A 325-nucleotide genomic window follows, 5' to 3' on the forward strand; every position below is an offset into this window, starting at 1 on the left:
TAATAAAGCCGTAAGTTTTACTTTTACTGTTAATATCGATAGGACCAAACGATCCTAAGCCAATTGCCGCAACATTTTTTGATTTAAAGTAATCTACGGTAGCAGCAATTGTTTCCTCGGGTGTTGTGGTAGATATTCTAATTTTATCTACAAGCTCGAACTGCTCATCCGCAACGGCGAGCACAAACTTTGTCCCACCAGCTTCTATAGATCCATAATACATTGTCAACTTCTACTCCTTTTCTTCAAATTAATGAAAGAATTTTTTCATGTTTTACTACTTTTACATGTTGCTTTAATACTAAAACATCGTTATAGTCAGACG

Annotated in this window: 1 protein-coding gene; it reads right to left on the reverse strand. The window is 35.1% G+C overall.

Annotation, left to right across the window (positions count from 1 at the left end; genetic code table 11):
- A partial coding sequence (locus tag ETC27_RS17855; protein ID WP_136256065.1) for an ROK family protein occupies nucleotides 1-223 on the reverse strand: 223 nt, incomplete at its 3' end.
- Between the last annotated feature and the right edge of the window lie 102 nt (nucleotides 224-325).

Source organism: Onishia niordana (genome assembly GCF_004798965.1).
GTDB lineage: Bacteria > Pseudomonadota > Gammaproteobacteria > Pseudomonadales > Halomonadaceae > Onishia > Onishia niordana.